Source organism: Tenacibaculum aiptasiae (assembly GCF_008806755.1).
Classification (GTDB): domain Bacteria; phylum Bacteroidota; class Bacteroidia; order Flavobacteriales; family Flavobacteriaceae; genus Polaribacter; species Polaribacter aiptasiae.
Genome location: NZ_WAAU01000024.1, coordinates 1 through 25,930, shown reverse-complemented (window position 1 = coordinate 25,930; position 25,930 = coordinate 1). Strand labels below are relative to the sequence as shown.

The 25,930-nt window shown below is 28.5% G+C and carries 31 protein-coding genes and 1 other RNA gene; 8 read left to right on the top strand and 24 right to left on the bottom strand.

Features of this window, described 5'->3' with window-relative positions; all coding sequences use genetic code 11:
- Positions 1 to 5 precede the first annotated feature (5 nt).
- From F7018_RS11800 to F7018_RS11790, 3 genes are all read right to left on the bottom strand, one after another.
- The gene (locus F7018_RS11800) at positions 6 to 359 is read right to left on the bottom strand and encodes a nuclear transport factor 2 family protein (protein ID WP_150900273.1); all 354 of its coding nucleotides are present in this window, start codon (positions 357 to 359) and stop codon (positions 6 to 8) included.
- A 95-nt stretch (positions 360 to 454) separates the two neighbouring features.
- On the bottom strand, positions 455 to 1,039 hold the full coding sequence (locus F7018_RS11795) for a Crp/Fnr family transcriptional regulator (RefSeq protein WP_150900272.1): 585 nt from the start codon (positions 1,037 to 1,039) through the stop codon (positions 455 to 457).
- Positions 1,040 to 1,049: 10 nt separating this feature from the next.
- Positions 1,050 to 1,406, bottom strand: a complete 357-nt coding sequence (locus F7018_RS11790) for a winged helix-turn-helix transcriptional regulator (RefSeq protein ID WP_217701377.1) — start codon at positions 1,404 to 1,406, stop codon at positions 1,050 to 1,052.
- Between the two features lie 82 nt (positions 1,407 to 1,488).
- Between F7018_RS11790 and F7018_RS11785 the strand changes: the two genes are divergently transcribed.
- On the top strand, positions 1,489 to 2,088 hold the full coding sequence (locus F7018_RS11785) for an NADPH-dependent F420 reductase (protein WP_150900271.1): 600 nt from the start codon (positions 1,489 to 1,491) through the stop codon (positions 2,086 to 2,088).
- Positions 2,089 to 2,152: 64 nt separating this feature from the next.
- Here F7018_RS11785 and F7018_RS11780 read toward each other — a convergent pair whose 3' ends face one another.
- Positions 2,153 to 3,562, bottom strand: a complete 1,410-nt coding sequence (locus tag F7018_RS11780; protein ID WP_150900270.1) for an alpha/beta fold hydrolase — start codon at positions 3,560 to 3,562, stop codon at positions 2,153 to 2,155.
- A gap of 247 nt (positions 3,563 to 3,809) precedes the next feature.
- Between F7018_RS11780 and F7018_RS11775 the strand changes: the two genes are divergently transcribed.
- Entirely contained in the window at positions 3,810 to 3,992 is a 183-nt protein-coding gene (locus F7018_RS11775) for a hypothetical protein (RefSeq protein WP_150900269.1), read from the top strand.
- 67 nt (positions 3,993 to 4,059) lie between these two features.
- On the opposite strand, the gene F7018_RS11770 is transcribed toward F7018_RS11775, so the two are convergent.
- The 3 genes from F7018_RS11770 to F7018_RS11760 are packed head-to-tail and all read right to left on the bottom strand — an operon-like array spanning position 4,060 to position 5,389.
- A complete protein-coding gene (locus F7018_RS11770) occupies positions 4,060 to 4,617 on the bottom strand; it encodes a DinB family protein (RefSeq protein ID WP_150900268.1) in 558 nt (185 codons plus the stop codon).
- A gap of 32 nt (positions 4,618 to 4,649) precedes the next feature.
- Positions 4,650 to 4,955 carry a hypothetical protein gene (locus F7018_RS11765; RefSeq protein WP_150900267.1) on the bottom strand — a complete coding sequence of 102 codons (306 nt, stop codon included), beginning with the start codon at positions 4,953 to 4,955 and terminating at the stop codon, positions 4,650 to 4,652.
- A gap of 29 nt (positions 4,956 to 4,984) precedes the next feature.
- On the bottom strand, positions 4,985 to 5,389 hold the full coding sequence (locus F7018_RS11760; RefSeq protein ID WP_150900266.1) for a winged helix-turn-helix transcriptional regulator: 405 nt from the start codon (positions 5,387 to 5,389) through the stop codon (positions 4,985 to 4,987).
- Between the two features lie 72 nt (positions 5,390 to 5,461).
- On the opposite strand from F7018_RS11760, the gene F7018_RS11755 reads away from it, so the two are divergent.
- A complete protein-coding gene (locus F7018_RS11755; RefSeq protein WP_150900265.1) occupies positions 5,462 to 5,941 on the top strand; it encodes a nuclear transport factor 2 family protein in 480 nt (159 codons plus the stop codon).
- 123 nt (positions 5,942 to 6,064) lie between these two features.
- Here F7018_RS11755 and F7018_RS11750 read toward each other — a convergent pair whose 3' ends face one another.
- The 15 genes from F7018_RS11750 to F7018_RS11680 form a co-directional block, all read right to left on the bottom strand.
- A complete protein-coding gene (locus F7018_RS11750) occupies positions 6,065 to 6,286 on the bottom strand; it encodes a hypothetical protein (RefSeq protein ID WP_150900264.1) in 222 nt (73 codons plus the stop codon).
- Positions 6,287 to 6,362: 76 nt separating this feature from the next.
- Positions 6,363 to 6,731: a hypothetical protein gene (locus F7018_RS11745; RefSeq protein ID WP_150900263.1), complete on the bottom strand. Its 369-nt coding sequence runs from the start codon at positions 6,729 to 6,731 to the stop codon at positions 6,363 to 6,365.
- Between the two features lie 63 nt (positions 6,732 to 6,794).
- Entirely contained in the window at positions 6,795 to 7,451 is a 657-nt protein-coding gene (locus F7018_RS11740; RefSeq protein WP_150900262.1) for a hypothetical protein, read from the bottom strand.
- Between the two features lie 298 nt (positions 7,452 to 7,749).
- Positions 7,750 to 8,559: a cation transporter gene (locus tag F7018_RS11735; RefSeq protein WP_217701376.1), complete on the bottom strand. Its 810-nt coding sequence runs from the start codon at positions 8,557 to 8,559 to the stop codon at positions 7,750 to 7,752.
- A 150-nt stretch (positions 8,560 to 8,709) separates the two neighbouring features.
- Positions 8,710 to 9,291 (bottom strand): LOG family protein, encoded by a 582-nt coding sequence (locus tag F7018_RS11730; RefSeq protein WP_150900261.1) that lies wholly within the window; start codon positions 9,289 to 9,291, stop codon positions 8,710 to 8,712.
- A 70-nt stretch (positions 9,292 to 9,361) separates the two neighbouring features.
- A complete protein-coding gene (locus tag F7018_RS11725; RefSeq protein ID WP_150900260.1) occupies positions 9,362 to 10,066 on the bottom strand; it encodes a hypothetical protein in 705 nt (234 codons plus the stop codon).
- Between the two features lie 138 nt (positions 10,067 to 10,204).
- Positions 10,205 to 10,561, bottom strand: coding sequence for a hypothetical protein (locus tag F7018_RS11720; protein WP_150900259.1), 357 nt, complete (start codon positions 10,559 to 10,561; stop codon positions 10,205 to 10,207).
- Between the two features lie 147 nt (positions 10,562 to 10,708).
- Positions 10,709 to 11,638: a hypothetical protein gene (locus tag F7018_RS11715; RefSeq protein ID WP_150900258.1), complete on the bottom strand. Its 930-nt coding sequence runs from the start codon at positions 11,636 to 11,638 to the stop codon at positions 10,709 to 10,711.
- A gap of 221 nt (positions 11,639 to 11,859) precedes the next feature.
- A complete protein-coding gene (locus tag F7018_RS11710; protein WP_150900257.1) occupies positions 11,860 to 12,633 on the bottom strand; it encodes a hypothetical protein in 774 nt (257 codons plus the stop codon).
- A 129-nt stretch (positions 12,634 to 12,762) separates the two neighbouring features.
- Positions 12,763 to 13,275 (bottom strand): hypothetical protein, encoded by a 513-nt coding sequence (locus tag F7018_RS11705; RefSeq protein WP_175578721.1) that lies wholly within the window; start codon positions 13,273 to 13,275, stop codon positions 12,763 to 12,765.
- A 302-nt stretch (positions 13,276 to 13,577) separates the two neighbouring features.
- On the bottom strand, positions 13,578 to 14,615 hold the full coding sequence (locus F7018_RS11700; RefSeq protein ID WP_150900255.1) for an acetoacetate decarboxylase family protein: 1,038 nt from the start codon (positions 14,613 to 14,615) through the stop codon (positions 13,578 to 13,580).
- A 242-nt stretch (positions 14,616 to 14,857) separates the two neighbouring features.
- On the bottom strand, positions 14,858 to 15,802 hold the full coding sequence (locus F7018_RS11695; RefSeq protein WP_150900254.1) for a hypothetical protein: 945 nt from the start codon (positions 15,800 to 15,802) through the stop codon (positions 14,858 to 14,860).
- A 148-nt stretch (positions 15,803 to 15,950) separates the two neighbouring features.
- Positions 15,951 to 17,105: a peptidase associated/transthyretin-like domain-containing protein gene (locus F7018_RS11690; RefSeq protein ID WP_150900253.1), complete on the bottom strand. Its 1,155-nt coding sequence runs from the start codon at positions 17,103 to 17,105 to the stop codon at positions 15,951 to 15,953.
- 69 nt (positions 17,106 to 17,174) lie between these two features.
- Positions 17,175 to 19,619 (bottom strand): TonB-dependent receptor, encoded by a 2,445-nt coding sequence (locus F7018_RS11685; protein WP_150900252.1) that lies wholly within the window; start codon positions 19,617 to 19,619, stop codon positions 17,175 to 17,177.
- Between the two features lie 5 nt (positions 19,620 to 19,624).
- Entirely contained in the window at positions 19,625 to 21,325 is a 1,701-nt protein-coding gene (locus F7018_RS11680) for a M23 family metallopeptidase (protein WP_246175168.1), read from the bottom strand.
- A gap of 147 nt (positions 21,326 to 21,472) precedes the next feature.
- Here F7018_RS11680 and F7018_RS11675 point away from each other — a divergent pair, with 147 nt between their 5' ends.
- The 4 genes from F7018_RS11675 (at position 21,473) to rny (ending at position 23,840) form a co-directional block, all read left to right on the top strand.
- On the top strand, positions 21,473 to 21,763 hold the full coding sequence (locus tag F7018_RS11675; protein ID WP_150900251.1) for a hypothetical protein: 291 nt from the start codon (positions 21,473 to 21,475) through the stop codon (positions 21,761 to 21,763).
- 12 nt (positions 21,764 to 21,775) lie between these two features.
- Complete coding sequence (locus F7018_RS11670; protein ID WP_150900250.1) at positions 21,776 to 22,063, top strand: cell division protein ZapA; 288 nt, start codon at positions 21,776 to 21,778, stop codon at positions 22,061 to 22,063.
- A gap of 58 nt (positions 22,064 to 22,121) precedes the next feature.
- Positions 22,122 to 22,227: non-coding RNA, 6S RNA (ssrS, locus tag F7018_RS11665), on the top strand.
- 47 nt (positions 22,228 to 22,274) lie between these two features.
- A complete protein-coding gene (gene rny / locus F7018_RS11660) occupies positions 22,275 to 23,840 on the top strand; it encodes a ribonuclease Y (protein ID WP_150900249.1) in 1,566 nt (521 codons plus the stop codon).
- 51 nt (positions 23,841 to 23,891) lie between these two features.
- On the opposite strand, the gene F7018_RS11655 is transcribed toward rny, so the two are convergent.
- On the bottom strand, positions 23,892 to 24,620 hold the full coding sequence (locus F7018_RS11655; RefSeq protein WP_150900248.1) for a hypothetical protein: 729 nt from the start codon (positions 24,618 to 24,620) through the stop codon (positions 23,892 to 23,894).
- Between the two features lie 239 nt (positions 24,621 to 24,859).
- Between F7018_RS11655 and F7018_RS11650 the strand changes: the two genes are divergently transcribed.
- A complete protein-coding gene (locus F7018_RS11650; RefSeq protein ID WP_150900247.1) occupies positions 24,860 to 25,351 on the top strand; it encodes a DinB family protein in 492 nt (163 codons plus the stop codon).
- A 15-nt stretch (positions 25,352 to 25,366) separates the two neighbouring features.
- Here F7018_RS11650 and F7018_RS11645 read toward each other — a convergent pair.
- On the bottom strand, positions 25,367 to 25,930 hold a 564-nt coding region (locus tag F7018_RS11645), incomplete at its 5' end, for a gliding motility-associated C-terminal domain-containing protein (protein ID WP_150900246.1).

Sequence of the window (25,930 nt, the reverse complement as noted above, 5' to 3'; positions counted from 1 at the left end):
TGTTTTTAAGCGTTGTAATAAAATTTTTCTTTAATTATTTTTCCATCTTTCCAGTCTTGAACGGCAACTTGTGTAAAGTTTTTAATCCCCCAATCTTTATGAGTATAATCAAAATGCCATTCGACCATAGTTGTATTTTCTCCAATAGTAACTTTTAACGGTTGTGCAGCTCTAAATTCTGTAATAGCAGCAAAAAACTCTTCTTCACGTTGTCTGTTAGCAGATTTACCTTCAACAATTGGATCGTTATTTTCTTGCATTACAACATCATCATGATAAAATTGATCAAAAGCTTCTAAGGCTTTACCTTGAAGAATCATATCATTAACAGTGCTGATTTTCTCTAATAAAGTATTCATCTTTTTTTGTTTAAATATTATGATACAAATATCTAAAGCATAAAAAAGACTAAAAATGAAGTAGATTATGAAATGATGTTAAACTAGATTAACTTTTATTGGTTTTGAATAATTTGACTTTTAATTTTACTTAAAAATTCCTTAGTAATACCTAAGTAAGAAGCAATCATATATTGAGGAACTCGTTGTTCTATTTTAGGGTATGTTTCTTTAAAAATTAAATAACGTTCTTTAGCAGAAAGACTAAAGTTTCTAATAATTCTCTTTTGAGAAGCAACAAAAGCACGTTCTACTATTTTTCTAAATACGCGCTCTAATTTTGGAATTTCAGCATATAAATATTCAAGGTTTTCAAAAGTAAATTGGATAAGCTGAGTAGCTTCAATACATTGAACATTAAAATCAGAAGGAGTTTGAGTTATAAAACTTCCTAAATCAGAAGCCCACCAATCTTCAATAGAAAACATTACAACATGTTCTTGCCCTTCTTGGTTGGTATAAAAGGTTTTGGTACATCCAGAAATTATAAAATTAACCGTTTTACATACATCTCCTTGCTGAGCTATATATTGATCTTTTAAATAGTTTCTGAACGTAATTTTAGCGTTAAGAATATCTTCTTCCTCTGCTGTTAAGGAAGTATGTTTATTAATATAATCTAATAAAGGTTTTGTATTCATTTGCTTGTTACTAAGGTTTCAGGTTCTCTTTAGTTATAGATCCCCACTTATTCATTTCAGATAAGACAGGTAAAATTCCAAATCCAAAATTAGTAAGTTTATATTCAACACGAAGAGGAACTTCTTTAAAAATTAATTTTTCAATAATTCCATCTGCCTCTAATTCACTTACTGTATTTGCTAACATTTTATCACTTATATAAGGTAGAGCTTCTTTGAGCTGATTAAACCTAACTTTACCATCATGTATTTTCCATAAGACAGCTGGTTTCCATCGCTTACCAATAAAACGTAACGTTGTCATGAATGGGCAATCATATTCCAAAAACTTTTCATTTTCAAAATTAGTTGATGTTTTTTTTCTCATACTTACCTTTTTGTTAGTTGCTAACTGTTTGGTTATTGTCATACAAACATACAATTTTGTATAGAATTTAAAACGTATTCAGATGAAAATTAACTTTATAGGTGCAGGAAATGTAGCATCGAGCTTAGGAGAATTATTTACAAATGCTGGTTATAAAGTAAAGTATGCAACTCCAAATCCAAAAGAAAATCAAATAGCTATTTCAGAAGCTTGTGAAAGCGGAGATATAGTCTGTTTTGCAATTCCATACAATGCAATGAATAATGTGTTGTTAGTAAACAAGGAAGCTTTAAAAGGAAAAATAGTAATAGATATTACAAACGCTATTCATATAGAAAATTGGGCTCCTTTATTTTTAGGAGAAGATAGTGGGGGAGAGCAAACCGCTAGGTTATTACCTGAAAGTAAAGTGGTAAAAGCATTTAATACCATATTTGCCGACGTAATGAAAACTGGTAAACAAGAAATTAGTGGAAATAAACTTACAGCTTTTATTGCCTCTGATGATGAAGGTGCTGCTGAGGTTGTAAAAAAACTAGCTAATACTATTGGATTTGAAGGTTTAGTTGTTGGAGGTATTCAAAATGCACGTCATTTAGAAGCTATGGCTCATTTAAATATTTCGATTGCTCTTAATGGAGGCGGAACCGATGCTGGTTTTACCTATTTCCAAAGAAAATAATAAATACAAAAACCATTCATAATTACTAATGAATGGTCTTTTGTTTTAACATTGAATTTTATACTTATTTAATCAATGTGTTTTTATCAATGATTGTTTTGTTTGTTAGCTTCTGACCGTTGATAAATGATGTTACAGTTGAGGTAAAAGCCGTAGGCGCAAACAAAGCAATAAAATGAGGAGCATCTTTTACACTAATAAATTTTATATCATTGTTCTTAGCCATTTTTTCATAATGACGAAGCGCTCCATTGTAATGTGTCTTTGGATCTAATGTTCCATGTAAGATTAATGTTGGAGGCATATTTTTAGGAACTTTGGAAAAGTAGTTATCACGTTGATAAGTAGGCATAGAATTCTCAGCAATTAGTTTAGGCAATGGACTAGTAAATAATAAGCCTTTCGATTCTTTAGTAACGTCACTTTTTTTAGCTTCTGGTTTTAAATTATTTTCAGAGCCTGTAATTACCTGAGTTAAAGGTATAGAGTTAGATGAGGTTTTGTATTTAGCTCCATATTCTGTATAAAATTTGCTAATGTCAGCAATAGCAGTATTTAATGGTTCTACGTTGTTGTTAGCTAATGTTTTTATAATCGTAGGAATTTTATTTCGAACTTCAGGAATATCTAACATCATCCCCAAAATTATAGATAAATCTTGCTTAGGTAATTTTTTAGCAAAGTCGCTATTGTTTTGAGTTTTCTTAAGAATGTTTTGTAACTGATTGTTTAATGAAACAGTATTGTTTGGTTCTAGTTTGTTGTATAAATCTAAAACTGCACGTCCAACATTATTCGTTATAAATGATCTTTGACTCAAATCATAGTCTGTATCATCTTGTAAAGGAACTAGTGAGTCGAGAATAACACCGTCAATCTTAACTGAGTTTAATTGAAGTAAACGTAATACTAATTGAGTTCCGTAAGAAACTCCGTATACATAATGTTTCCCTTTTCCACTTAATTGATTCATTAAAACACTTAAATCATTAGCTGCATTGGTAATAGAAAAAGCTTGTGTATATGATTTGTTACTAAACATTTGTCCAAAACAAGGTCCCCATTCATTATTAGCCAAAGCAATACCATTAGGTGAATCTATACTTTCTTGTTTAGGACATATTTTACTAGACAATCCAGTACCTCTGTGATCTGGAACAAAAATATCTAAATGCGGAAATAGTTTTGAGAATTGATTGATTAAAGGATAAAAACTAGCACCAGATTCACCAGGGCCCCCAGCAATAAGCCAAATAGAGCCTTTCCTCTTTTTTAGTGAAGGGAATTTTCTAACAAAAATATTTAGAGTTTGATCTTTATTTGATTGATAGTTCAGAGGTGTTTTTACTGTAGTACATAAAGAAGATTTGAATTCTGGAAATTCTTCTTGATCTGAACATTTTGAAAATTGGGCATTACTGTTTAGTGTAATTAGGAAGATTGTAACGAATAGTAGGTAGTGGTGTTTTAGCATTAAAATTGAATTGTTTTAGGTTAGGTTATAAGATTACTGTTTACAGTTTTTTGCAACACTGGAAGTGATATTTTTAATTTGAGGTTTATTCATAGCCTTTTTATTTAGACGACATTATTTTATAAAATGTTACTGTTTTGATAAGATTCTAATTGTATTTGAAGGTATATCCTTACTATTATTACGGATTTTTCTTACTTAATTTAAAGCTAATTATCTATGTTTGAGTAATTAAAAATATATTATTATGAAAAAACAAATTTTAGATTTAGGTAAAGTACTAAACAAAAAAGATCAACAAGAAATTAAAGGAGGAAGAATGTTTTTTAGTTGTGCAGATTTTTGCAGAACTAGTTGGAGAGATCCAGCTTATTATATCCAAAGTCAATTAGAGCTTTATGGATTAGATTGGTCTCATTGTGTTTGTTAATAGAGACAATTAAACATTGACGATTTAGATAAAATTATGTAAGCATGATAATTAATGTTTTAAAATATTAATTATCATGTTTTTTATTTGTTTTAGAAATATTTGACTTTAATATTCCAAGATAATTTATCCAAGGGCCAACTTCTTCTGTATATTGTTTGGCCATGACTCTAGATATTTGAGCAATATGACCTAAGTCATGTACAGCCCAAGTTGAAATTAATTGTTTGAGTGTTACTTGACCAAACTCAGGATGAATTCCTGTAAGATTATAATCTTTGGTAGTAATGTTTAAAGAAATCAATTCATTAAGATTGCTTTTTCTTATCGCTTTGAATTCTTTAATTAGCTCTTGAATAGGTTTGTTTTGGTCTTCTTTTAGTTGAGCAAAACGATCAAAAGGTTCAAAGAGCTTGTTTTCAGATTTGCTTAAAATAGTTTTGATTCTAACCATCCAATCTGTTTTTTCTCCAAATATTAAATGTCCAACAATATCATAAGGACTCCAAGTATTTTCACCTTCATTATTTACAATCCATTCTTTAGACAAACCATTTAATAAGCTTTCTAAAACTTGAGGTGTTTTTTCTAAAACCTCTATTGATTTATTTAATTCAAAGTTCATTTTAATTTATTGTTTATTTATTCTAATTGACCTTAAAAAGAAGATAAAAATGTTAGAATAATGAATATGGGATAGCCAATAATAGAAATATAAAATTGATAATTTTTTTCTTCTTTATTTACTAGACTTAGAATTGTTAAAACAATACCTGCTATTAAAATCAAGTTTCCAACAATAGATAAAATTCCTATATTTTGATTAAACCTTGAAGAATCATGAACCAAATGAATATAATTTATAACTAAATATGCTATTACAATATTTATTATAATTAAATATAAAAATAGTTTGAATGACCATTTTTTATAATTTGTTGGTTTAGCTGTTCTAGTTTTCATTTACTGATATGAATTTTTTATCATTAGACTTACTCTAAGTTTGATGTAATATTTTGAACGACTTCATTTCTGTATTCAGTAGCTTTTTGAACAAACTCTTCAGTAACAGCTAATCCCTCTTCATGCTTTACAGACCATAGGATAAGCTCAACTAAAACAGGTATTAAGTCTTTTCCTTTTTCTGTCAAAGAATATACCTTTTGAGTTCTTAGTTTCTCATAAACTCTCGATTCAATAAGTCCAGCTTTTTCAAGTCTTTTTAATCTATCAGATAATATGTTAGTTGCTATCTTTTCTTTTGATTGTAGAAATTCTTTATAAAATTTTTTTTGATCAAAAACGAGGTCTCTAATAATTAGTAAGCTCCATTTATCTCCCAGTAAATCAAGAGCGTAACTAATAGGGCAGTTTGAACGATTTGTGTTTTTTTTCATGTTTACTTGTTTTTTGCAAGTGAATAATTATCTTTGCTTGCGAAATGCAAGTTAATGTAAATATTTAATAAAATGGAAACTTTTGAGATTAATTTAAACAGATTTAAAAGAGAAAATTGGACAAATCAGGAATGTGAAAACGCTGAGGTTGTAGTAGACTTTGTACAGAATATTATGAATAATCATAATTTTGAATATGTAAAAAAGAAGTATGGTAGCCATAAATACAAGCAGCATAATCAAAGCATGGTTGATGGGTTAAAAGGAGTGTTAGAAGTAGTATCTAACTTTGCTAAGCGTTATCCAGATTATATATACGATGTAAAACATATGTATGTAGATGGACCATTTGTAATTGTGCACTCTCATGCAACAAATAATAAAAAACACAGAGGCAATCCTAAAAAAGGATTAAATATTATGGATGTATGGAAGGTTGAAAATGGTGAAATTACTGAACATTGGGATTCTGTTCAACCGATTCATGGTTCTATGAGATTCTTATTTTGGATGATTGGAGGAAAGTTTAGAAACAATAATACTTATTTCTAAATGGAACTTTTAATAAAGTATTGTATTTAATGATTTTCAAATCAACAATTTAAATTATCATTAAATACAATATTTCATCAATGCTAAATTTAGCTGTTCAGTAACCAAAGATTGTATGGTTAATTAACCGTTTTTTTTCTTTTTTATTAATAAGTAGATTATAAAAATAGGAGCTATCATTGGAACAATTCCCCAAGTTTTTTTTGCAATAATCCAAGCAATGAGTCCAGTAACAATGATGCCTGCTAAAAAACCAATTAGTAAAGCATTAATTAATTTTGAGCTCTGTTTTTGATTAGTAATTTCTTTATCAGCTAATTCTGAGTTTTTGTTTTCTTGTATCAAAATATGTAGTAAGTTTTTTTAGTTTCAATTGTTTTTAAATAGTAAATATATGTAATGCTTTTTTATATAGATTATATTAGCTCCTTTTCAAGATTGCTATTGCGATGAAGTTTCCTCTAAAGACTACATGTAAAGAGTCTCCTTTAAATTCGTCATTTACTTTTGTTAATTTACTATTTAGCTCGCTTTCAAATTTAGTGTACTCCAATTCCCAAAGGTCATCTCTAATAAATTCAAAAAAACTTCTTCTAAACGCAATTGAAGTTACTTTTCCGTTTGTTTCTGCAATACTCCAAACTTGTTCATTAACACTTTGATATCCGTTATTGGCATTTTTTCTGATAATATTTCTAGAAAGCAAGTCAGCTATATCATCCCCCAAGTTTATACCAAAAGAATTCTCTTTTATATCCCATTTCCAACTTGATTTAATTATTTGTGTCATATATGAATGTATTGGAATAACCTTTATCCAGAGATAATGTCATCAAATTTATGGTAATCATATTTAGAAGCTATTATAATGCTCTTTTATTTCATTCATTAAATTATGATAAGAATAGTTTGTATTCGATTTAATAACTTTCTCAATTCTGTTTGGATCGATGTTCTTAAATAATAAAACTTGATAATCTTCGAAAACAAACTCCATAAAATCTGGATTGTCAAAAAAGTCCTTTTCAGCCTTTTTAGGATTAGTTTTTATTAATTTTAATCCAGATGCAATTATCTTTTTGTCATCCGATTTAAAAATTCCATCTTTATCTAAGTAATCAGAATTATCTACTGTATTTCCAATCCTCCAAATTATAGTCTTCTCATAATCTTGTTTTAGTTCTTTCAAATTGTAGAATACCGATTTTGGATTATCTATTTGTAGTTCCTTTAAATTGTACCTTCTTTGCGATATTATTTCGTAGTTATCGTCATATTCTTTATAGGTGTCAATACACCAGTGACTGTGAACTAAAGGAAAGTCTTCCTCTTCCAAATCAAATATAACTCCAACATATTCTTTGTCATTTAATAAGAAATCTAACCACCAACGATTCAGGTTTTTAAAAGGTGTAAGAATAGAACATGAAATCCAAGTATCTGTTATTAAAATTCCTTTTTCTAAAATTTGATTTATATTTTCTTTAGGCGTCCAGTGTATTACTTTCATATTTCGGTATCAAATACATTATCATTTATTTATATACGAAACTTTAATCATTAGTTTTTCATGAATATCAAAATAAATGTAAGTGTAGTATTGTGTAGCTAATTCTTCTTTTTCAATTTTATGGGTTCAAGGTACTAAACTTCGGTAAGTATAACAAGGAATGAATTTTTAGTGGTACTGATTCACTCGTACGAGTGAATGTATATCACCCATACGAATGAGCAATTGTCACTCGTACGAGTGAATTATACTCACTCATTCGAGTGAGTAATGCTCACGAGCTAGAGAGAATAAAAAGCTATTTACTTAATTTTAATATTCTAAAAGCTCCTTGAATAACTAAAATAAAAACGATTGTTCCGATAATCAAATCAGGTTTACTTGAATTTAACCAGTTTACTAAAAGCCCAGCTATTATTACTCCTAAATTAATAATTACATCGTTTGAAGTAAAAATCATACTTGCTTTCATATGGGCTTCTTCCTTACTTTTTGATTTTTGTAAAATGTAAAGACAAATCCCGTTTGCGATGAGCGCAAAAATTGAAATGACAATCATTGTTGAAAAATCAGGAAGTTTCTCATTGCCAAAAAATCTCCTTAACACTTCAATAAAACCTATAACAGCTAGAGTTATTTGAAAATATCCAGCCAGTTTTGCTATTCGTTTTTTCTTAATTAAAGTTCCACCAACAGCAAACAAACTAATTCCGTAAACCAAACTGTCTGCAAGCATATCTAAACTGTCTGCAATTAAACCCATTGATTTTGAGATTATACCCGTTGTCATTTCAATTAAGAAAAATGTAAAGTTAATTCCCAATACAGACCAAAGTAGTTTTTTCTGGTTTGCATTTTCTTTGAAACCTCTTTTGTCAGTTTGTTCAGTTGAGATCTTTTTTCCTCCCAAATTGAGTTCAAGAATTGATTTTTCTATTTGGTCAATTTTTCCGCTGTGGAAAACAGTCAATTTTCGGTTTGCTATGTCAAAGCTTAAATTAGCAATGCTTGAGATTTCATCCAATTTCATTCTGATGAGATTTTCCTCTGAAGGACAATCCATTTTAGATATCTCAAATATTGTTTTATTTAGTTGTTTTCTCGACATAATTCACAGCTTATTAATATGAGCTAAAAGTTAGTTTACTTTTCACATTATAAGAGTTCAATGTACTAAACTTCAGTTTGTAATACAAAGAATAGATATTATACTGAGTATTATTCATTCGTATGAATGAATAATGTTATTTATTGAAATTTAAGTAGTTTCTTTCGTAATCCATTTACCAGTGGTTGGAGCTTGATAAGTTTTCATTTTAATAAGAAGCTCATCAATATGTTCACTAATTAAAACCATTTTTCTATTTTTTTCTTTTAAAAGCCCCATTGTAACCATATGATCTAAGAAAGTAATGAGGTTATTGTAAAATCCATTAATATTAAGAATTCCAATTGGTTTTTTATGCAACCCTAATTGTCCCCACGTCAACATTTCAAAAAGTTCTTCCAATGTTCCAAAGCCTCCTGGTAAAGCAATAACACCATCGCAAAGCTCATTCATCTTGGTTTTTCTCTCGTGCATAGAATCCACTAAGATTAATTCAGTTAACCCAGTATGAGCTATTTCTTTTGATTTAAGAAAAGTAGGTAAAACTCCTATCACTTTTCCTGAGTTTGAAAGTGCTCCATTAGCTACTGCTCCCATTAATCCAACATTTGCCCCACCATATACCAATTCAATATTTTCAAGAGCTAGCTTTTTTCCAAGTTCTTTTGCTTGAAGTTCAAAATTATTATCAGTTCCAAAACTTGAACCGCAAAAAATTGTAATTCTCTTCATTCTAGTATTTATTTTATATTATGAGTAATGTTTAATAATGCAAAAATGTATTCTTGTCTATTGTTTTTACTTAATTATATATTGTATTAACAATATTTTTCATTTTCATGTAATTATAAAATGTCTTTGTGTATTGATCTTCATCAAATTTTATAATTAGTTTATCCTTTTCATTGTTATTCTTTGATTTATATTTCGAATTAATAGGTATCTTACTTTCATTTCCGAATTCCCATTGATAATATCCCTCTTTCTTTTTTATTTTTACAAAATAACCTCCATGATCTAATTCGCCACATCGAGGACATCCATAAATGTGAATGTTTTCATCTTGATATTGTTCGAAATATTGATCAATTTCATAACCATTTTCTTCTATTATTTTATCCAAGGTTTTATTATTTCTTTTATATAAACCTATTACATCATTTTTTTTAATTTCTTGTTTGAGTAATAATTTAATTGTGATTAAATCTAATTTTTTGCTAAAAGCCCCTATCATTCCTACCCAATTGTATATTATAGGTGTTTTATTTTCAAAATATTCATCAAGTATAAATGATAAAGGTTTATCATTTATATAAAATTCATAAAAGTTTTGATATACCTTATTTAAATTACCATCTGTTTTATATATTTCAATTTCATTTTGATATGACTTTCTTTGACTATAAATACTTTTTATTGAAGAAAGTGAAGACAAATCATTTAACACTCCCACATTACTTATAAAATACTTAAGTGAAATTTTATCATAGTCAGATATAGTAGACATTTTTTTAAATTAAATTATTACTAATGTTATGTATGGGAGTTGAGTAGTTGCTTAAGGTCATTGTTGTGTTTAGTTCTTGTATTTTATTTTAATAGCGCTAAAACCTCCTTTAAAATCATATGATGTGGAAATACTTCCTCAATCAAATTCACTTTCTTTACTTACTTTTAAGTTCAGCCATTTTTTGAAATATTTATATTTCTTTAATTCTTGTTTTTCAGTCCAAGAATCCCAGTTTGAATCTAATTCAAAAGGTTTAATATCAACATTGAAAGAAATAAGATTGAGCTTTTCGTTTTTAAACCCAAGAGAAAACAAATAATATTCGTTTTCAATTTTTAGGTTTTTAATGTCAATCCATTTCCATTCAGTTCCCATTTCCCTAGTTTCTTGGGGCTCTCCTAATTTTAAGTCTTTGATTTCTTGAAATCTAAAATTAGGTTTCAATGTCAATGTATTATTTATACTGATATTTCCAGTTTTAGAGTCTATCATTAGAAGTAGGCATAACGTGTTTGTATAAGATTAGTTGTGTGTTTTAAGTAATAAAGTAGTAAATAAATGACAGATAAAAAGTCCGCGAAGATTTTCGTAAACTGTCTAAAAATTAGCAATTAATTTTATACGGTGTTGCAATAGTAATTAATTACAATTTCCATCTATTAGATTTGTTTTTGTAGGGTTAAAACTATTATCCTTAACATAATAATTTCCAGATAATCCTGAATTATCAAAAAGTAATTTAAGAGCACAAAAATTATCTAGTTTCATATTGTTATCAATTACTAAATCTTGACTTATTGATTTTAAAGATTCTAAACCTGTCAAACTAGTTAGATTATCATTGTTATAGATTATTAGTGTTCCACCTAAAGATTCTATATTTGATAAAGCACTAATGTCTTTTAAAGATGAATTTCCTCCTTTTAAATCTTGACCTTGTCCAATAAATAAGTCGTCATAAATAGTTTTAAGATTTGACAATCCATTGAGGTTTTTAAGTAAATTATTATTATTGATTACAAGTTTAAAAACATGATTCAATTCTTTTAAAGGTGATAAATCGCTAATGTCAGTTGAAGGAGGAACTGAGCCATTGAGATTAATAAGATCTCCAATAATTAATATACCTTCTATTTTAGAATATTTATTACTACCTAAAAGTGTTAAATCACTTTGAGTTCTAACTGTAATTGTATTTCCTGTAATAAACTTCCATATAGGAGAGCTTGCCAAAACTTCTCCTTTATTACTTATTGTCTCAACTCTCCAATAATAAGCTGTATTAATTTTTAGGTTAGTGTATTTTTTTTCAGGAATTTTCAAATCAAATACTGTGGTAGGGGTTTCAGATGTATCAAAATACATTCTGTAAGTTGCATCCTGTGGAGTATTTTTTCCCGGTATAAAAGGAATAGTTCCATTCATAACTGGAATAGAAGCTGGATTAGGATTCGGATTTGATGAATTAATCCTTTCAACAGGAAAAACTTTTAATTCCTCTTCATCATTATTCTGACAAGAATAAAGAAGAATAAGACAAATTATTACTACAAGATTAATTTTTTTCATGATAGTGAGTTTTATTATTACCAATGGTCTTGTGTATGAAACGTATCGTCTAAAAAGACGTTATCTTTTCGGATTAACACAAAACTTAATTTTTATATTTTGTTTTTAATTTATCAATTTTTTTAAACCAAATTTTTAATTTGGCAGACTTTCTTAATATATACAAATCTTTCGGTTAAGTACTTACTAGCTTTTTTATACATCGTGTTACTAACAGTTTTTTATTCTGTTATTATTTCATTTTTCGATTTTTTGTTCAATTTCCATAACCAATATAATCCACCAAATGGTATTCCAAAAGTCCAAACTGAACTTAAATATCCCATATATGAAAAGCTAATTCCGAATAGTATTTGAAAACTTAATAAATTAAAAGAAAGTCCATAAACAGCACTATAAGTTATTGCTGGAACATTTAGGGAAATCACAGCAATATATTTCAGCCATTTTTTCTTTAGATTACTTTTCCTAATTTTTCTAATTATCCAAATATTAAAAATCGGAATGCAAATTGCTAAAATCCCAAATAACCAGAACAAAGTCATATTCGGAATTTTCTCTTTTATGTTAAGTGTTTTGATGTATAATATTTTATTTGAATCATCATCAAAAGTAATTTCGAAGACTCCAAATTCTGTGTCATTTGAAAATTCGATTTGTGCTAAAGTGGTGTTTGGTGCAGTACTTTTTCCTGCTACAGTCGATAAAGTTTTTTTAGCTGTAATAAACTTAAAGTCTAACTCTTTTCCAAAATTCTTTACTATTATATTTTGAAAATTTCTTAAACCTATTTTTAACGTATCTATATTCGTATTTTTAAAGGCTTCGTTTTCTATTGCCATAAAGTTCATACTTTTTTCATAATCTTCTTCTATTAGAGCTTCTACAAATTCCTTAGTAATGTCTTTGTAGGTAAATGCGTTATTAATAAAATTACAGCTTGTAAAAAGTGATACAGTTAGTATCAGAAGTAAAATCTTAGTAGGTTTGTTCATTTTTTTAATTGTAGGTAATGGTCGCATACAACCTTTATTTACAGGTTAATATGCGCTAATTTTCGATTTGGTATAGGTGTTGGTAATATCGAGTGGATTCAGACTTAGTCGAATCCGCAGTAATTGCGGTTATAGATTGTTGTGCAACGTTTTTATTTTTCCCATTTCAGTTTCTTTGTGAATATAGTGCATTGGATATCTACCAAATTCCCATTTTCCGTTCTCAAACCTGAAAGAAATATATCCATTTATTTTTGGTCGAGGATTATTTTTCAATTCAATAAACTTATATTTCTCTTCTATTCTAATTAAATCTTTTTCTTGAGGCTTATATTCAAAATCAAAACAATTATCTGAATTTAAAGCTTTGTCAATATTATCAATTGTAAGCTCTTTATTAATTTTGTTTTTTGGATAAATCATCATTCCCATAACACTATGCTCACTTACTTTTTCATGAAAAGAAAAGAGAGTCCATTTGAAATAGGTGTCAATATATGATTCATCCTCATTTAATATTGCCATGAGTGATTCACTTTTCTTTGATTCATATAATTTTACAACTTCATCAGCGAAATCAATATTAATTATCTCTTTTTTCGAGCATGTACAAAAATGTATTTTTAAATCTTCTTTACACATTTTTTATTAGGTTGTTACGTGACTTGTTTATATGTGCAACTTTAAATAAAATAAGTTCCATTTATCTTTTTCAATTTTTATGATACGCAATATAAAGAAAGAGAATATTATAATTCCTCAAAAGTTTTTTAAATTCATAACAATTTATCATACTAGAATATTTTTGTAATCCTAGTTACATAAGAAAATTGCTCACTTAAGAGAGAGCAATTTTCATGAGTTATGGGTAATAATTGTGTTCTAAAATGAAATAGAATTATCATTGAAATATAGCATATTACCTATAGTGTTTTATTAAAATCTTAAAAAGCATTTCCTGTTAACCCAAAAGGAATCGTATTTTTAAGATAGAAGCCACCAATTATACGAGATGGTTTTAAATCTAAAGGATGGTTAAATGAAATAGCATCGGTATTGGTTGTAATTGATGGTTTACCGAATTTTAATGTTATCAAATTCGGATATTGATTAGCGGTTTGAATAACACTATTTTCATTGCCACCTGTGTTTCCAATTACTATTATTTTTCCATTTCTAATTTGTAGAGATTTTAATAATTGTAGATTAATCATTTCCTGCTTAACATCGTTATTTATGTTATAATTTTCAGTATTGATACTCATATTCATTGTACCACCTAATTGATTTTTTGCATATCCATCATATAGAGGAGTGTTTCTGAAAAAATTAATATTTCCTATTGTTTTTGGTAAGCCTAGCCCAATAATACCAGCTCTCATTGAGTGTTCATCGGTTACAGGCATATAAACACAATGAAAAAATTCTTCACCTTGATATTCAACAAGTATTGATATTGCATTTTCTTTATAAGGTGTTGCTCCGAAATCTAACTTATAAAAGTCATTAAAGAAAGCAAAGACAATCATACGACTTGGCATATTAAATTCATCAGGAATTAAGCTTTTGTATACTTCTATATTGTCAGTTTCATAATACATAAAGATGCCATCGTTTTCGAGGTAACGATAGGGGATATATCCGTTATTAGTAATGTTATCAATAGTAATATCAATTGTTTTAGTGTTTGAACTTGTGCCATTAGATGCTTCTAATGTAATTTGATAAGTACCATTCTCTTTAAAATAAATTGAAGTATTATCGTCTGTAGTATTTTCAATTACTCCATCAGATGATGACCATTTGTAGGTAGTTGCATTTTGAGATAAATTAGTAAGAGCTACAATCGCTTGATTTTCGCCTAATAGTATTTCAGTTTCAAAATTGGCAATTACAATTGATTCAGGGGAATTATTGTTTTCATTACAAGAAAGAAAAACAATACTTATAAGAAATAGTAATGTTAAATTTAATTTATTCATATCTAAAAGTTTTATTCTATCCTAATAGACTTTAAAACTTTTAAATGGTTTAAATAACTAAAATTTTATAAAAGGTTTTTATCTAATGAAATACAGGAATTAACAAAGGAATAATACACTTTAATATTTAGATTAAGTATGAAAGGGATTAATTCTAAGTGAGTTTAAATGAAGTGAAATCTATCTAAATTAGGATATATACTATTACAAACAAATCAATTTTATTTTCATAATATTTTTTACTATAATTTTACTTTTATAGTTTTATTCACTCCATAAATAGGTTGATATAGTATTACTTCATTTTCTATTGGAGCTGGTAATTCTAGGACAATATACTTACCTGATAATTTATTATCCATTAATTCTTGGAAAGGTAATTTGTTTTTATAAACCTTAATATTGAAATTTTTATTTTCTTTTAAGAGGTGATATATTTCTTTTTTTATTAACAGTGATGATGCAGGGGAATTTTGAGAAAATAGTTCCATTGTTCCCTTTTTATTGATGCTAATACATTTAATTTCTAAGTCATTTATCGTTGAGTTTTCATTCAGATTAGACTTTAAAATTAATTTATTTTCAAAAAGATCAATAAGTTTATATTCATCATTACTTAATTTAATTGTTTTCCCTATATCTTTTTTTGACACTTTGATTGAAGAATAACTAGTTATGAATTTTATACGATAAGAAACTTCTCCTGTCAAGTTTTTGTCAAATTTGGAATCAAAACTCAGTTGATTAGATTTAATTATATATGTTCCAAAAGAGGTAGATTCTGCATTCAAAGTTTTTAATAGAGTATTGTTATTTCCTAATAATTTAAGTTCTAAAAGTTCTATAGAAATTATATTAGGGTTTTCTACTACAAAATTGCTAGGAAAATTTGAGACTAGATTTATACTTTTTGTCTTTTCATTAATTATTTTAAGTTTAGCATTTTTTTCAAAAAAATTAATACTTTCAATAATTAATTTTTTTGTTTTATTTGATTTAATTAATTTTTTATTAAGATCTAATTTTTGGTTTTTAAAATTATATTTAGGTTTTTCAAATAATTTTTTTGTCATATCGAACTTCATTTTATATATGAAATCTTTTTGCTCTTCTGAAATTTCAGTTTGTTGAGAATGAATAAAATGAGTAATGAATAATAATGTTAATAGGAAAGATTTGAATTTCATTTTTTGAATTTTTAAGAAATCGCAGCCAGAGATTTTAAAATTGCCAGTTTCGAGTCTAAAGTAACTAACTTTATGTTAAGAATTAATGCTCACTAAATCCAGTGAATTTTATTTTATGATAATTTTGATTATATATATTTCAAGAGTATTATTCTTTCATATTAGTTGTAGTTTTAAATTCATTATTAGAACCTTTTATTTTTTTTACAAAATCATTCATTTCCTTTGTAAGTAATAAATATTCTTGTTTTTTCCAGAATTCAGAATTGAAAGGTTTTTTAAATTTAAAAATGTCTTTTTTTAGCGAATGCTTTTTGTTAATTTTTCTTTTGTTTTGTTCTAAGACAACAAATAAATATTTTACATCATAAATTGTTTTTACACCATTTTTATCAATAACTTCTGTTTCAGCGTTTATTTTAGCTTTATGAATAAAATATTTATTCCAATTTATGTTCTTTTTAAAGAAGATTGATTTTTGATAATTGATTGTTCGGAATTTAATATCTCTATTTTTGGTATATAAACTTGAAGTATCTACTTGTTTTAGGTGAAATTCAGTAAAAGCATTGTCATTTTTATTCACAAGATAGTAGCCTTCATTTTTTTGACTACTTTTAAGTTTAGGGGAAAAAGAATATTTTACTAAATTTTTATCTTTCGATATGTTTTCATTGAATTTATATTCCCTTATGTTAAGACCAATACCACCAATTTCATCTAATATTTTTTTCAAATTATACATCTTAAAATAAACACCTTCTTCATAAATTCCTACTTTTCTTACATTTTGAATATTTACTGTATAGTTTTTTTTAGGCATTGGATTTTCAGATGTACCAAAAAGTGTTTTTCGATTTACTATACCATTTAAATCTTGAATCTTTAATAAATTCCCATTCTTTCTTATATAACATCTTAAAAAAAATGTTTCCGAATATGGTTTGGAGGGATAGTTATTTGTAACAGATTTGTAAATTTTTATAATCGGATTTGTATTACTTAAAATAATTTCATCTAATTCTTCAAACTTACTTTTTAAAAAAATAGTATCATTCTTTATTTTCTTAAAAGTTGTATTTATTGATTCATAGCCAATTAATCTAACTTTAATTGAATCATTTTTTGAAATAAACGAAAATCTACCTTCAGAGTTTGTGGAAGTGAAATTGTAATTATTGTAAATATCTACATATTCAATAGGTTTTTTAGTTTCGTAATTCAATACAATTCCATTTAATGTATTCTGACTAAAAGAATTAGTTATAACTAAAGTTAATGTTAAAAAGATAATCTTTTTCATATTCAGAGCAATTTTTTATGAGGAACTTTATTCCTTATTATTTATCTAGTTTGACTAATAAAGAGAAACTTAAAATTGCATTCCTACTCTAAAATTCAAAACTCTACCAGTCATAAAATTAGGGATTCCGTATTGTGCTTTACTATAAGCATCTCTAACCCATGTATTGGTAATTGAATTACGTATATCAAATACATTAAATAATTCTAAACCAGCAGTAAACTCTTTGAAATTCTTTAAAAAACCAGTTTTGTGTTGTTTATTAGCATCAGCAAATACATAAGAAATACCAACATCTGCACGTTTATAATCGTCTAATCTAGTTTGATATTGATAAACATCAGCATAGGCAGGAGCCCCACCAGGCAATCCTGTATTGTAAACAATATTTAAATGCGCTTTTAAATCTGGTAAATTAGGTACGTAATCTTGAAATAAAGCACCAAATTTTAAACGTTGATCGGTAGGTCTTGCAATATAACCTCTATTATTAATGTTTTCTTCTGTTTTTAAATACCCAAAACTTACCCAGCTATCATTACCAGGAACAAATTCACCATTTAAGCGTATGTCTAAACCATAAGCATAGGCATTAGTAACATTATCGGCACGATATCGGATACGAACATTGTCTACAGAATAAGCATTAACATCAGACAAGTCTTTATAATATAATTCTGTAGTTAGTTTAAATGGACGTTCCCACAGTATAAAACTATAGTCATTACCCGCAACAAGGTGGATAGACTTTTGAGCTTTTACATTCGGATTTATTTGCCCATCGTAACCACGTAGTTCTTTATAAAAAGGAGGTTGAGAATACCATCCTCCTGAAATTCTAAAAAGCATGTCTTTTTCCCAATCTGGTTTTATAGCAAATTGTGCTCTTGGACTAAAAATAAATTGATTATCACTACTACTTGTTGCAGTTTTTACTTTCCAAGTTTGTCCCCTCACACCAATATTCATCCAAACCTGATGATCGCCCCAGTTTGTTTTTCTACTAAATTGAACAAATCCTGAGAAACGATTAATATCTACTTCGTTTTCTGCACTAACATTTCTAAAAGGTTCAATAGGTCCAGTAAAAGGTTGGTAAGGTTGATTATTTCCTGTATGATGAGGTGGGCGTACCGAAAACCCTAAAGAGTCGATTACTTCCCATTCACGTATACGATCTTTAATGTTTTCTGTTTGATATTTTATTCCCGCTCTCCATTCATTTTTTCCATCTTTTAGCGTTGCTCTAAGTTGAACATTACTAATTAACGCGTCTAAATCGTTACGAGCATGATTGATTTGTGATCCTATTCCTTGAGAAAATTGTACTTCGCCAAAACTTTCAGAACCAATATTACTATCAACTTCACCTAAGTTATAGGAAGCAGCAATATCGAAATGTTCTTCTTCTTGGGTGTTAAATGAAGAAACTGTTCCTGTAATTTTTAAGTTTTCGTTGGCTTGATATTCCGCAGAAAAAGCTCCGAAAAGTGTTTTAAACTGATCTATTTCTTGTCCTTGATAAAAAACAATCAACTCTAAAGGATTGGCAAGGGTACCAAAACGAGTTTTTCTCGTTAAAGGTTTGTAGTTATAATCGTTTAAGGAGAAGTTACTTAATAAATTTAAGGTAAGTTTATCTGTAGCTTTGTACGATAAAAAAGTTTGTACATCTGTAAAACGAGGTCTAAAATTAACTTCTACCTGTTTACTATTTACAAATAAGCTATTGTCTCTATAACGAACACCCACAATTGCACTTAGTTTATTGTTTAGAAAAGTGTCTTCAATAGAAAAACTTCCTCCTAATAAGCTTAAGTCTAATTTGGCCGCAAAATCTTTAGGTTTTCTATAAGTAATGTCTAAGACAGAAGAAAGTCTATCGCCATATTTTGCTTGGAAACCTCCTGCCGAAAAATTAATATTTTGTACTAAATGCGGATTTATAAAACTCAATCCTTCTTGTTGTCCTGAACGAATTAAAAAAGGACGGTATACTTCAATTCCATTTACATATACTAGGTTTTCGTCAAAGTTTCCTCCACGAACATTGTATTGGGTACTTAGTTCATTGTTATTGCTAACCCCAGGAAGTGTCATTAAAATATTTTCTACTCCAGCATTGGCACCTAAAATAGTCGTTGCTTTTTTTGCTTCTATTTTAGTAATTCCTTGAGCTTCTTTTTTTAGATTTTTTATAACTACTTCTTCTAATTCTTGAGATTTGAAGTTTAAAGTAGGGGAGTAGTTAAAAACTTTTCGACCTCTTGAGGTAAACTTTTTTACAACTGATTTATACGATACATGGCTAAAAGTTACCGCAACCGTTTTTCGCATAGGAATGGTAAAATGATAAGTACCATCAGCTTTAGTAGTTGTACCTTTTGATAAGTAGGAAATTGCTACTCCTTCAATGGGTATGTTATATTTGTTTGTAATTTTTCCTTTTACAATCACTGTTTTTTGTGCAAAAACTAATGAAGGGAACAGTAGTAATAAAAGTAGTTTTCTCAAGGGTTTTATAATTTATTTTTTTTGAAAAATGTAGCGGAAAAAGTTTTAGTATTTCCCACATTATCAGATACTACAAGTTTAAAAAGATGTTTGCTACCTACCAACTTTTTATCGGAAAAATCGTAAGTAAGAATGCCTTTTTTATGGTTGTATTCCATTAAAACCCACTTACCATCTATAGTTGCGCGATAATTTTTTATTCCAGATTCGCGATCTTTTATTCTTAATTTTAAAGTTTTGTTTTTAGAAATCCATTGTCCATCTTTAAAATTATAGGATTGGATGGTTGGTTTTACTTTATCGAATAATAACGTATAATCACCTAATACTTTGGTGGTGGTAAATACCTTATCTATTCTTTTTCTAGTTGAAACGTATCTTGGATATTTTGGATTGGTAACATTTGCAATATATACATGTTGCTTTTGTTCTTCATTTAAAAATGATGTTTCAAATGTTAATGTATATCTTTTGTCAAGAGGAATGGTTGGGTTATGAATTTTAGCAATTCCGTTATCTAAAGAAAAATCAATGAAGCAATCTTCATAGAATGTATTTTTAGGAAAAGCTATAGTTATGTTTTTATGCGTGAATTTATTAAAGTCTTTGGCTATTACTTTGTAATTAGTAGTATCTTTTCGTATGAAAACTAAATTACTTTCTACTCCTTTTACTGGAATAGTTAACGAAGATGTATTGTTTTTAAAATCTTTGGCAATAATCTCAATATTGTAACTAGCTCCTTTTTCGATATTTATTTTACCATTGTTTACTAAGTCTTCATAAAGGTTTAATCTGTTAGCTTCTACCTTATGAGTTTTTTGAACTCTATTCTTATAGGTTTTGTAGTGTTCATAATCTATTAGTAAGTTGATATATTTACTTTCAGCAAAAGAAAAAGTTTCAACATCGTGGTAATAAACTCTACTACCATTTACTTTCATTTCTAAACTATAAATACCGTTTTTATTTAAGGCCCCATTTAATCTGTCAAAAACACTAATTCCAAAACCAATTACACCGCTGGCATTAATATTTTCACTGATGAATTTATTGTCTCCTATACTTTTAAACGATATGAGAGTTTTTAATGATGAATTATTAATACGAGAATTATCATTAAGCGGATAGGCGATTAATTTTTTGATACTTGGACTTTTATCGTCGGCCACAGTTAAACCAAAATGCATTGGGTTGATAATGTGTTCGGTCTTTGTATTTCTTATCTCATAATGTAAATGAGGTCCTCCAGAACTTCCTGTATCACCAGTATAACCTATGATATCTCCTTTTTTTACAGGAAATTTTTCTGGTTTAGGAAAAAGGTTTCCAGTGTTATAGTTTTCTTTTTTGTACTGTATAGCTTTTACATACTTCTGAATTTTTGGTGCATATTTTTTAAGATGCCCATATACAGTAGTATAACCATTTGGGTGTTTTACATATAAGGCTTTACCATAACCATATTGCTTTACTTTGATACGAGATACATATCCATCGGCAGGAGCATATATTGGAATTCCTTGTTTGCCTTGAGTTTTAATATCAATTCCAGAATGAAAGTGATTACTTCTTAATTCACCAAAAGTACCAGAAAGTACAATAGGAATTTTCAAAGGTGCTGAAAAATAGTTTTTTGGATATTGTTTTTGCGCGTAGCTAAAACAAAAAACGAAGCTTAAAAAGAAAGAGAAAATAAATTTCAAATGATAACAGTTTTAAACAAAAATACTAAAATAATATCAAAGAGTTAGACGCTTAATTACTAGTGTTTTAGTAAAATATAGCAAAAGAGTTGCGATTTAAAATCTATATTAATAACTTTGTAGATATAGTTTTATTCTAAAAATTAAATGAGTAACCCTTTAGAAGCAGTTCATTTACTGGAAGATAAGTTAAAAAAACTACTTTCTTATTATGAATTTTTAAAAGAAGAAAATCAGGTTCTGCTTCAAAATAATGCTAAGTTACATATTTTATTAGAAGAGAAAGAGCAACAATTAAAAGCAAGAGATGAAGAATATAAATTGCTTAAAGTTGCAAAAACTATAGAAGGTAGTAACGAAAACACGAGAGAAACAAAACTCAAAATAAATGCTTTAGTTCGAGAGATTGATAAATGTATTACTCTTTTGAATTCATAAAAAGTTCTTTACATGGCAAAAATAAAGGTTAATGTAGTAATTGCTGGTAGAACGTATCCGTTAAGTGTGAAAGACACAAATGAAGAGGAAGGAATGCGTAAAGCTGCAAAAGACATTAATGAATTGATTGCTAAGTTTGAACAAAATTATGCGGTAGCAGATAAACAAGATGTGTTGGCAATGTGTGCATTGCAGTATGCGTCTAAAGCAGAAATAGTATCATTAACAAATACTAAAGAAAATACCGAAGTATTACATAAAATAAATGAATTGACTAAGTTGTTAGAAGATCATTTATAACGTTCTTTAAAATACATAAATTTAATATTACTGCCTACATTAGTACATTGTTTGTTAAACTCAACACTATTTATTTAGAAAGGATGAGTCTTGGTTAGTAAAGCATGCCGATTTATTCGGATCCTTGATAAGCCAGTTAGTCCTAAACTTGTTTTTTGGAGTTTATAAAACCCTATTAATGTAGGTTTTTTTATACAATCAAATCAAAATTATGGAAGGAATATTATTCCCTGTATTAGCAGGGATTATAGGGGTAGCAATAGGGTTCTTTATTGCTAAAATGTTAGAGAGATCTAACGCTAATAAATTAATTCAAGAGACTAAGAAAGAGGCTAAGAATATTGTAAAAGAAGCAAGAGTAGAAGCAGATGCAATAAAAAAGGATAAAATATTACAAGCCAAAGAAAAGTTTATAGAATTAAAATCTGAACACGAAAAGGTAATTTTATCAAGAGAAAAGAAAGTTTCTGACGTAGAAAAGAGAATAAGAGATAAAGAAAGTCAAGTTTCTTCAGAATTAGATAAGAATAAAAAATTAAATAAATCACTTGAGAAAAAAGCAGGGGATTTAGATTATAAATTAGACTTTTTAGATAAAAAAGAAACTGAATTAGATAAGCTTCACAAGCGTCATGTAGAAATGCTAGAGCAAATCTCAGGTTTGTCTGCTGAAGATGCTAAAACAGAATTAGTAGCTTCGTTAAAAGATGAAGCTAAAGCTGATGCAATGTCTTTTGTACAAGACACTGTAGAAGAGGCAAAAATGACAGCTCAACAAGAAGCTAGAAAAGTTGTTTTAAATACTATTCAAAGAGTAGGAGTAGAACAGGCTGTAGAAAACTGTGTGTCTGTTTTTAACTTAGAATCTGATGATGTTAAGGGGCGAATCATTGGTAGAGAAGGACGTAACATACGTGCCTTAGAAGCTGCTACTGGAGTTGAAATTATTGTTGATGATACACCAGAAGCAATTATCTTATCTTGTTTTGATCCAGTTCGTAGAGAAATTGCTCGTTTATCAATGCATAAATTGGTAACTGATGGAAGAATTCACCCAGCAAGAATTGAAGAAATTGTAAAGAAGACCGAGAAGCAAATTGGTCAAGAAATCATAGAAGTTGGTAAACGTACTGTTATTGATTTAGGAATTCACGGATTACATCCTGAGTTAATTAAAACTGTAGGACGTATGAAATATCGTTCTTCTTATGGGCAAAATTTATTACAACACTCTCGTGAAGTAGCTAACCTTTGTGGTATTATGGCTGCTGAGATGGGATTGAATGCTAAAGCTGCTAAAAGAGCTGGTTTATTACACGATATTGGTAAGGTGCCAGAAACAGAAAGTGAATTGCCACACGCATTATTAGGAATGCAATGGGCTGAGAAATATGGTGAAAAGCCAGATGTGTGTAACGCAATTGGAGCGCACCACGATGAAATTGAAATGAAGAGTTTATTATCGCCAATAGTACAAGTATGTGATGCTATTTCTGGAGCTAGACCAGGTGCTCGTAGACAAGTATTAGATTCTTATATTCAACGTTTAAAAGATTTAGAAGACATTGCTTTTGGATTTAATGGAGTTCAAAAAGCTTATGCAATTCAAGCTGGACGTGAATTAAGAGTTATGGTTGAGAGTGCTAAAGTAAACGATGCTAAAGCTGCTGAATTATCATTTAATATTTCGCAAAAAATTCAAAATGATATGACGTATCCAGGGCAAGTTAAAGTAACTGTAATACGAGAAACAAGAGCTGTTAATGTTGCTAAATAATTAATAGCTTAATCAATAAAAAAAGCCTCATCAAATGATGAGGCTTTTTTCTTATCTATTTCTTCTTGATTTCCCTTTTTGTTCTGGAGTTGCTTTGAAGTATAAATCGTCATTGTGATTTCTTCTTTGTTTACGTCTTTTAATAATTCTACTTCTCTTACCGATTTTTGCATTTGGTACTGCTCTGTAATAATAGAAGTCATTATCTTCTTTAAATTGACGGTAGTTTCTTCTAAAATTTCTTTTATAGAAATATACATCATCGTAATCAAAAACACCTCCGATATTAATATCTATATCTATGTTGTCATTATAATATACGTCATCTCCACAGTACTCATCGAATTTTACATTTCCATAAAATCTTGGATTTCCCCAACGATCGTATCTAATTGTTAAATTACCTACTTTAGATAATTGTCCAAAACGATACCTTATATAAACACTACCAATTCGTTTTACATTTCCTCTGCTATCATAGTTTATAAAAGTATTACCTACACGTCTTACTCTACCTTTGAAGTCACGTTCAATTCTAACACCACGGTTTACTCTAGTGCGTCTACCATAATAGTCTACATACCTAGTGTTTTTATAGTGAGTGTTAAAGTCAAAATCACCATTTAAAAATACATGAAATTGTACCCCTCTTTCTACGAAGGTAACTACATCATCATAGCGATTTGTAACCCCAATTTTGCTAGTTGATTTGTTTGTGTTATTAGCGTTTACTGTTGCTAATGACATGATTGCTAATAAAAAAAGTATCCCTGTTCTCATAATTGCTAATTTTAGGGTTATGCTTACTCTGTTCGCTTTTCGGCCTCCGCGTTTGATGTATAATTTTCAAAGAGCGTGCCAAAAAATAGTAGTAATTGATCCTAATAGCTTTTTAATAGGGAATATGTAGTTTTATTTAGTTGATAATGAGTTGTTTGATAAATTTTACAAAAATATTTTATGAGTACTTGTAAAAAGCTCTATATTTATACGACACACTTGAAAATTTAGATTAACAAATGATTGATGCAATTGAGAAAAACTTACAAAGAGGAGTTAAGTTATTAAATTCTATTACCGATGAACAATATAGTAATAAGAATGTACCTCCTTACTATTCAAGTATAGGAGCAAATATGCGTCATATCTTAGATGTTTTTGCGTGCATTTTCAGTGGTTTAGATAGTAAATGTGTGGATTTTTCTAATAGAGAGCGTAATCAATTAGCGGAAGAAAAAACAGCAGCGGGTATTGAATATTTTAATAGTGTAATTTGTCAATTACATTCATTGAATCCTGCTGATTTTAATAAAATTATTTCTGTTACTGATGATTTGGGAACAGGTAAAGTGACTACTAATTATACTTTAGCGAGTGCTTTGGCACAAGCTCATAGTCATGCAATACATCATTTTGCAAGTATTGGTTTTATTATTAACCAATTAGATATAGAACTACCTGATCCTGATTTTGGTTATAATCCAACAACACCTAAGAGAGCTGTCTCTTAAGTGTTGCATTTGTTTTTATCTTTGGATGTATACCCATCCTTTTTGTGTTTTACTTAATGTATCGTTACCAAACTTTAAAGTGTAGAAGTAAGTTCCAACTGGTAAATCATCGTTAGCATTTACTGTAGCTCTTCCAGAAGACTTTCCATTCCAATCGTTTTTATAATCAGTTGTTTTGTAAACAAGGTTTCCCCATCTGTTATAAATTTCTAATTCGCTTTTGTTATACTGCTCTAATCCTTCAAATACTAAAGTTTCGTTAGTGCTATCTCCATTAGGAGTGAATATGATGTTTACATCATCTAATTTTCCATTAGCTACACCAGCGCCTATAGTGATGATTTCATAATCATTAGGGATAAACTCGTTAGAAGTTACTTGTCCGGAAGTTAAGTTACCTGATACATTACTGCTTCCAAGATCCATCCATTTGTTTTCAGTTTTACTCCAACCAACAACTTTTAATTCTTCTACGTTGTTAGTTATAGCTGTAATATCACTTTGACTATCCCAAGTTAATGTAACTGTTGTTTTGTTTGTTCCTTTTAAGTTCCAAAATTCTAATTGACTAATGTTTTC

Excerpts from the sequence above, each read along its gene's own strand:
- F7018_RS11800 (WP_150900273.1), bottom strand. The coding sequence starts at position 359 with ATGAATACTTTATTAGAGAAAATCAGCACTGTTAATGATATGATTCTT.
- F7018_RS11795 (WP_150900272.1), bottom strand. The coding sequence starts at position 1,039 with ATGAATACAAAACCTTTATTAGATTATATTAATAAACATACTTCCTTA.
- F7018_RS11790 (WP_217701377.1), bottom strand. The coding sequence starts at position 1,406 with ATGAGAAAAAAAACATCAACTAATTTTGAAAATGAAAAGTTTTTGGAA.
- F7018_RS11785 (WP_150900271.1), top strand. The coding sequence starts at position 1,489 with ATGAAAATTAACTTTATAGGTGCAGGAAATGTAGCATCGAGCTTAGGA.
- F7018_RS11780 (WP_150900270.1), bottom strand. The coding sequence starts at position 3,562 with ATGCTAAAACACCACTACCTACTATTCGTTACAATCTTCCTAATTACA.
- F7018_RS11775 (WP_150900269.1), top strand. The coding sequence starts at position 3,810 with ATGAAAAAACAAATTTTAGATTTAGGTAAAGTACTAAACAAAAAAGAT.
- F7018_RS11770 (WP_150900268.1), bottom strand. The coding sequence starts at position 4,617 with ATGAACTTTGAATTAAATAAATCAATAGAGGTTTTAGAAAAAACACCT.
- F7018_RS11765 (WP_150900267.1), bottom strand. The coding sequence starts at position 4,955 with ATGAAAACTAGAACAGCTAAACCAACAAATTATAAAAAATGGTCATTC.
- F7018_RS11760 (WP_150900266.1), bottom strand. The coding sequence starts at position 5,389 with ATGAAAAAAAACACAAATCGTTCAAACTGCCCTATTAGTTACGCTCTT.
- F7018_RS11755 (WP_150900265.1), top strand. The coding sequence starts at position 5,462 with ATGGAAACTTTTGAGATTAATTTAAACAGATTTAAAAGAGAAAATTGG.
- F7018_RS11745 (WP_150900263.1), bottom strand. The coding sequence starts at position 6,731 with ATGACACAAATAATTAAATCAAGTTGGAAATGGGATATAAAAGAGAAT.
- F7018_RS11740 (WP_150900262.1), bottom strand. The coding sequence starts at position 7,451 with ATGAAAGTAATACACTGGACGCCTAAAGAAAATATAAATCAAATTTTA.
- F7018_RS11735 (WP_217701376.1), bottom strand. The coding sequence starts at position 8,559 with ATGTCGAGAAAACAACTAAATAAAACAATATTTGAGATATCTAAAATG.
- F7018_RS11730 (WP_150900261.1), bottom strand. The coding sequence starts at position 9,291 with ATGAAGAGAATTACAATTTTTTGCGGTTCAAGTTTTGGAACTGATAAT.
- F7018_RS11725 (WP_150900260.1), bottom strand. The coding sequence starts at position 10,066 with ATGTCTACTATATCTGACTATGATAAAATTTCACTTAAGTATTTTATA.
- F7018_RS11720 (WP_150900259.1), bottom strand. The coding sequence starts at position 10,561 with ATGATAGACTCTAAAACTGGAAATATCAGTATAAATAATACATTGACA.
- F7018_RS11715 (WP_150900258.1), bottom strand. The coding sequence starts at position 11,638 with ATGAAAAAAATTAATCTTGTAGTAATAATTTGTCTTATTCTTCTTTAT.
- F7018_RS11710 (WP_150900257.1), bottom strand. The coding sequence starts at position 12,633 with ATGAACAAACCTACTAAGATTTTACTTCTGATACTAACTGTATCACTT.
- F7018_RS11705 (WP_175578721.1), bottom strand. The coding sequence starts at position 13,275 with ATGTGTAAAGAAGATTTAAAAATACATTTTTGTACATGCTCGAAAAAA.
- F7018_RS11700 (WP_150900255.1), bottom strand. The coding sequence starts at position 14,615 with ATGAATAAATTAAATTTAACATTACTATTTCTTATAAGTATTGTTTTT.
- F7018_RS11695 (WP_150900254.1), bottom strand. The coding sequence starts at position 15,802 with ATGAAATTCAAATCTTTCCTATTAACATTATTATTCATTACTCATTTT.
- F7018_RS11690 (WP_150900253.1), bottom strand. The coding sequence starts at position 17,105 with ATGAAAAAGATTATCTTTTTAACATTAACTTTAGTTATAACTAATTCT.
- F7018_RS11675 (WP_150900251.1), top strand. The coding sequence starts at position 21,473 with ATGAGTAACCCTTTAGAAGCAGTTCATTTACTGGAAGATAAGTTAAAA.
- F7018_RS11670 (WP_150900250.1), top strand. The coding sequence starts at position 21,776 with ATGGCAAAAATAAAGGTTAATGTAGTAATTGCTGGTAGAACGTATCCG.
- rny (WP_150900249.1), top strand. The coding sequence starts at position 22,275 with ATGGAAGGAATATTATTCCCTGTATTAGCAGGGATTATAGGGGTAGCA.
- F7018_RS11655 (WP_150900248.1), bottom strand. The coding sequence starts at position 24,620 with ATGAGAACAGGGATACTTTTTTTATTAGCAATCATGTCATTAGCAACA.
- F7018_RS11650 (WP_150900247.1), top strand. The coding sequence starts at position 24,860 with ATGATTGATGCAATTGAGAAAAACTTACAAAGAGGAGTTAAGTTATTA.